The sequence below is a fragment of the Dokdonella sp. genome (genome assembly GCF_039926425.1).
Lineage (GTDB): Bacteria > Pseudomonadota > Gammaproteobacteria > Xanthomonadales > Rhodanobacteraceae > Dokdonella_A.
Genome location: NZ_JBDSWZ010000085.1, coordinates 1 through 5,234, shown reverse-complemented (window position 1 = coordinate 5,234; position 5,234 = coordinate 1). Strand labels below are relative to the sequence as shown.

At 63.8% G+C, this 5,234-nt stretch carries 5 protein-coding genes; all 5 read right to left on the bottom strand.

Going from position 1 to position 5,234, the window contains the following annotated elements:
• A partial coding sequence (accC, locus tag ABIV12_RS05430; protein ID WP_348057036.1) for an acetyl-CoA carboxylase biotin carboxylase subunit occupies positions 1-1,351 on the bottom strand: 1,351 nt, incomplete at its 3' end.
• A gap of 72 nt (positions 1,352-1,423) precedes the next feature.
• Positions 1,424-1,897: an acetyl-CoA carboxylase biotin carboxyl carrier protein gene (gene accB / locus ABIV12_RS05425; protein ID WP_348057034.1), complete on the bottom strand. Its 474-nt coding sequence runs from the start codon at positions 1,895-1,897 to the stop codon at positions 1,424-1,426.
• Between the two features lie 33 nt (positions 1,898-1,930).
• Positions 1,931-2,371: a type II 3-dehydroquinate dehydratase gene (aroQ, locus tag ABIV12_RS05420; RefSeq protein WP_348057032.1), complete on the bottom strand. Its 441-nt coding sequence runs from the start codon at positions 2,369-2,371 to the stop codon at positions 1,931-1,933.
• Positions 2,372-2,477: 106 nt separating this feature from the next.
• Positions 2,478-3,050, bottom strand: coding sequence for a TlpA disulfide reductase family protein (locus ABIV12_RS05415; protein WP_348057030.1), 573 nt, complete (start codon positions 3,048-3,050; stop codon positions 2,478-2,480).
• Positions 3,051-3,060: 10 nt separating this feature from the next.
• Positions 3,061-5,234, bottom strand: a 2,174-nt coding sequence (locus ABIV12_RS05410) for a protein-disulfide reductase DsbD (RefSeq protein WP_348057028.1), incomplete at its 5' end; no start/stop codon positions are given.

The window sequence follows — 5,234 nt, the reverse complement described above, 5'->3', positions numbered from 1 at the left end:
ATTTCTCTTTCGCCTCGGCAATCCGCCGCTCGAGGTAGTGGATGTTCTGACCACCGGTCTGGAACCCGCCATCGGCCATGATGCGCTGCTGCAGCGGCACGTTGGTCTTGATGCCTTCGACGACCATCTCCGACAGCGCGATGCGCATGCGCGCGATCGCGGTTGCGCGGTCGCGACCATGCACGATCAGTTTGCCGATCATCGAATCGTAGTTTGGCGGGATGCGGTAGCCGTCGTACACGTGCGTGTCGACGCGAACGCCGGGCCCGCCCGGGCATTCGAAGCGCTTGACCGTCCCCGGGCTCGGCATGAAGGTGTCGGGGTCTTCCGCGTTGACGCGACACTCGATCGCGTGGCCAACGAACTTGATGTCTTCCTGGCGAAGCGAGAGCTTTTCACCGGAGGCGATCAACAGCTGCTCTCGCACGAGGTCGGTACCGGTGATCAATTCGGTCACCGGATGCTCGACCTGGATACGCGTGTTCATCTCGATGAAATAGAACTTGCCGCCCTCGAACAGAAACTCGAACGTGCCGGCGCCGCGATAGTTGATGCGCAGACACGCCTCGACGCACACCTTGCCGATTTCTGCGCGCTGTTCCGGGGTGATGCCCGGTGCGGGCGCTTCCTCCACCACTTTCTGGTGGCGGCGCTGCATCGAACAGTCACGCTCGCCGAGATGGATCGCGTTGCCCTGACCGTCCGCGAGAACCTGGATCTCGATGTGGCGCGGATTCTCGAGGAATTTCTCCATGTAGACCTCGCCATTGCCGAACGCGGCCTTGGCTTCGGACTTGGTCATCGTGATCGCGTTGGCGAGATGCGCTTCGGTATGCACCACGCGCATGCCGCGACCGCCGCCGCCGCCGGCTGCCTTGATGATCACCGGATAGCCGATCTCGCGCGCGATCTTGGTGTTGCTGACCACGTCGTCGCCGAGCGGGCCCCCGGATCCGGGCACGCAGGGCACGCCCGCGGCCTTCATCGCGCGAATCGCCTCGACCTTGTCGCCCATCAGTCGAATCACTGCAGGCGTCGGGCCGATGAAGATGAAGCCCGATTTCTCGACCCGCTCGGCGAAGTCGGCGTTCTCGGAAAGAAAGCCATAGCCTGGATGGATCGCCTGTGCATCGGTCACCTCGGCTGCCGCAATGATCGCCGGCACGTTGAGATAACTGTCTGCTGCGGCGGGCGGTCCGATGCACACGGATTCGTCCGCCATGCCGACGTGCTTGAGGTTGCGATCGACCGTGGAATGGACGGCGACCGTCTTGATCCCGAGCGTGTGGCACGCGCGCAGGATACGCAATGCGATCTCGCCGCGGTTGGCGATGACGACTTTATCGAGCATGGGCATCGGACTTGGGGATTCGGAATCGGGAAAGAGCGGGCGTCAGCCGACTCCACTGTTTGTGCACAGAACTCATCCGATGACGAACATCGGTTCGTCGAATTCGACGGGTTGACCGTTGTTGACCAGAATCGCCAGGACCGTGCCGCTGACATCGGACTCGATCTGGTTGAACATCTTCATCGCCTCGATGATGCCGAGCGTATCGCCCGCCTTGATCGACTGACCGACCTTCACGTAGGCCGGAGTTTCCGGATTGACCGATGCGTAAAACGTGCCGACCATCGGCGCCTTGACGGTATGGCCCGCAGGGGTGGCGTTCTCGGCGGCGGCTGGCGCTGCTGGCGCGGCCGGTCCGCTGGCGGAGGCGGCCTGCGTGACGGGTGGCGCCATCTGCACGGCCTGCGGCGCCACTGAAAGTGCGCTGACCATGCCCTTTGGAATTCGCGAGAGGCGGACGATCTCCTCGCCCTCCTTGATCTCGAGTTCGGCGAGATTGGATTCCTCGAGCAGGTCGATGAGCTTCTTGATCTTGCGCAGGTCCATTCGGACTCCTGGCTGAAAGTTGAGTGGAAAAGGTCAGGCGTCGAGTCTGCGGAGCGCGGCGTCGAGCGCGAGTCGATAGCTGTCCGCGCCGAAGCCCGAAATGATCCCGACGGCCAGATCGGAAAGATACGAATGGCGCCGGAATTCCTCGCGCGCCTGTACGTTCGACAGGTGCAGTTCGATGAAAGGAATGCCAACCCCCGCGAACGCGTCGCGCAGCGCGATGCTGGTGTGGGTGAACGCACCCGGATTGATCAGGATGAACGCGGTGCCGTCTGTCGCGGCCGCGTGGATCCGGTCGATCAGCACATGCTCGGCATTGGACTGCAGTGACGACAGCACGTGACCAGCGGCGTGTGCCGTCTGCGCCAACCCGGAGTCGATTTCCTCGAGCGTCGTGCGGCCGTAGACCTCCGGCTCACGCGAGCCGAGCAGATTGAGGTTGGGACCGTGGAGGACCAGCAGTTTCGCCAAGGCGGCAACTCGGGCAAACGACGAACGAACAGTCTGGCCGAGCCTGCGCGTTATGTCCAGTTCGGCGACGTTTGATGGTTATTTGCCGAGATTGCGGCGTGTTCGATCAGAGATGCGGCGCCAACCAGCGGTCGAGACTCGATTGCGTGAAGTTGCCGAAGCGTTGCGCGACGATGCGTCCGTCGCGCCCCACCAGCACCGAGTAGGGCAGGACATCGCGGTTGTTGCCGAAGATGGACGATACATCCTGAGGGTGGCCGGCCGCTTTTTCCGGATCGTCGATGAGGATTGGATAGCTGATCGGATGCTGCGCGAGAAAGGCCTTCGTTTCCGCGGTGCCATCCTCGGCAACGCCAACGACCTCGACGCCGCGCGCCGCCAGGCGTTTGTGTGTTGCATCCAGCAACGGCATTTCCTCGCGGCACGGGCCACACCACGTTGCCCAGAAATTGACGACCACGAGTTTGCCCCGCCACGTCGAGAGCGACCTCACCTGTCCATCGACATCGGGCAATGCCATCGCTGGCGACGGTTTCCCGATGATCGAAGTGGGCTCGACTGCAGCGCCTCCCGTCTGTGCAGGCGTTGGAGTCGGCCGCAACCACGCGCCGGCTGCAAGTCCAGCCAGCGCGCCGACGACCGCAAGCAATACGATCCACAGATGGGTGCGTTCGAACATCGTCAGTTCGTCAGCGGGCGACGGGTGCGAAGGCCTGTTCGACGATGCCTTGCGTCAGAACGGTCGGCAGCGCCTGTCCAAGCCCGGCTTCGCCACTGCGGAAGACGACATACAACGGCACACCGACCGCCTTGTAGTCCTTGAGGAACGCAGTGATGGCCGGGTCGACATTGGTCCAGTCGCCTTTCATCAGGACCGCGTTGCTGCGCCTGAGCAGATCGCGGAACGCATCGGTGTCGAGGACCGCCCGCTCATTGACCTTGCAGGTCACACACCAGTCGGCTCCCATGTCGACGAACACGCTGCGTCCTTCAGCACGCAACGCTGCGAGACGCTCGGCGGAATACGCGACCGACTCCGCCGAGTCGGCCTGCGCATGATTGGGCGCCACCAATCGCGCAATCTGCGTCATCGAGACCGCGACCGCGGCGACCACGAGAAGCATTGCGAGGACGCGCCCGATCGGACCGCCCCGATAACGGCTGCGCTCCCACCACCACAGGCCCAACGCCAGCACGATCGCCGCCACCAGCACCAGCAACACCGCATCCACACCGCGCTGGTTGCCAAGCACCCACACCAGCCATGCGGCGGTGAGGTACATCGGGAACGCGAGCACCTGTTTGAGCGTTTCCATCCACGCGCCCGGCCTGGGCAGGCGCGTGGCGAGCGCCGGCACGAAGCCGACGAGCAAAAAGGGGAGCGCGAGACCGAGACCCAACCCGAGGAACACCAGCAACGCAATGAATGAGGAGGCGGAAAACGCGAATGCGAGCGCAGGGCCCATGAACGGCGCGGTGCACGGACTCGCGACAACCACCGCCAGCACACCGGTGAAAAAATCGCCGGCCTTTCCGCTTCGATTGCTCAGGCCTTGTCCCACGCCTGCGAGACCCGCGCCGATGTTGAACACGCCGGACAGCGACAGGCCAACCGCGAACAAGACGTAGATGAGCCCGGCCACCACCAGCGGCTGTTGCAACTGGAAGCCCCAGCCGAGCGCCTGTCCAGCGGCGCGCAACGCAACCACGGCAAGTCCGATTGCCGCAAACGCAACCATCACGCCAGCGGTGTAGGCGAGCGCATGCGAACGCGCGGCGGCGGGGCTTTCGCCGCTCTGCGCGAGGCCGATCACTTTCAACGACAGGATCGGCAGCACGCACGGCATCAGGTTGAGGATCAGCCCACCAAGCACTGCGAGCAGCAACGCACCGAAGATGCCGAGCGTGTCGGGTGCGGGCGGCATGCTGCGCAGCGCATTGTCGTCGGTTGCGGAGACGGCTGCGGTGGTCAACGACGGCGCAGCGACGAACGACGCTTTCGCTGCGGCGAGTTGCGCGTCGGTTGCGGGCGGCATCGCGATCGACACATCGCGCTGCATCACCGGGTAGCAGATGCCGTTGTCCTGGCAACCCTGATACTCGGAATGCACCGTGACGGTCTGCGCGGCACCACGTTCGCGCGCGAGCGGGATCGGCAGTTCGACCTGATCGAAATACACGATCACGTCGCCGAAGTGTTCGTCGGAATGCGTGACGCCCTGTGGCCACTCCGGTGCGCCGAGCTTCACGCCCGCGCCATCGGTGATCGCAACGGTGCTTTTGTCCCGATAGAGGTAATAGCCCTTCGGCATTGTCCAGCGCGCGAGGATCGCCGTCGGACTCTGCGCGATCGCCTCGAACACAAACGCCTGTTCGGGCGGAAGCGGCGTGCTGTCGGTGGCGCCACCCGTGTCCCCACCGAGCTTGATGAGAGAAGCGGATGCCGCAAGCCCCGCCGGTGCTGCGGTTGTGGGAGCGGCTTCAGCCGCGATTCCCCCCACCTCCACCGAAACCGTCGTCGGACTTGGCGGATAGCAGATCTTCGGATCGGTCTGATGGCAGCCCTGAACGGTCAGCGTGACCGATACGCTCTTTGCGCTGGTATTTGACAGCGTGTAGGGCAACGTCGCGTCGATCGCGTGGTGATACACCTCGACGTCACCGAGGAATTCGTCGTGCTTTTTCTCACCCGCGGGCAGGTCGAGCGCACCGAGCGTCACGCCTTCCTGCGACGTTTTCGCCTTGATGCGTGCGCGATAGAGGTAATAGTCCTGCGCAATGTCCCAGTGCAGCGCCAGCGTTCCGGGTGCACCCGGCTTGGCACTCAGCTTGAACGCTTGCTCCACCGGCAACAGATCCTGCC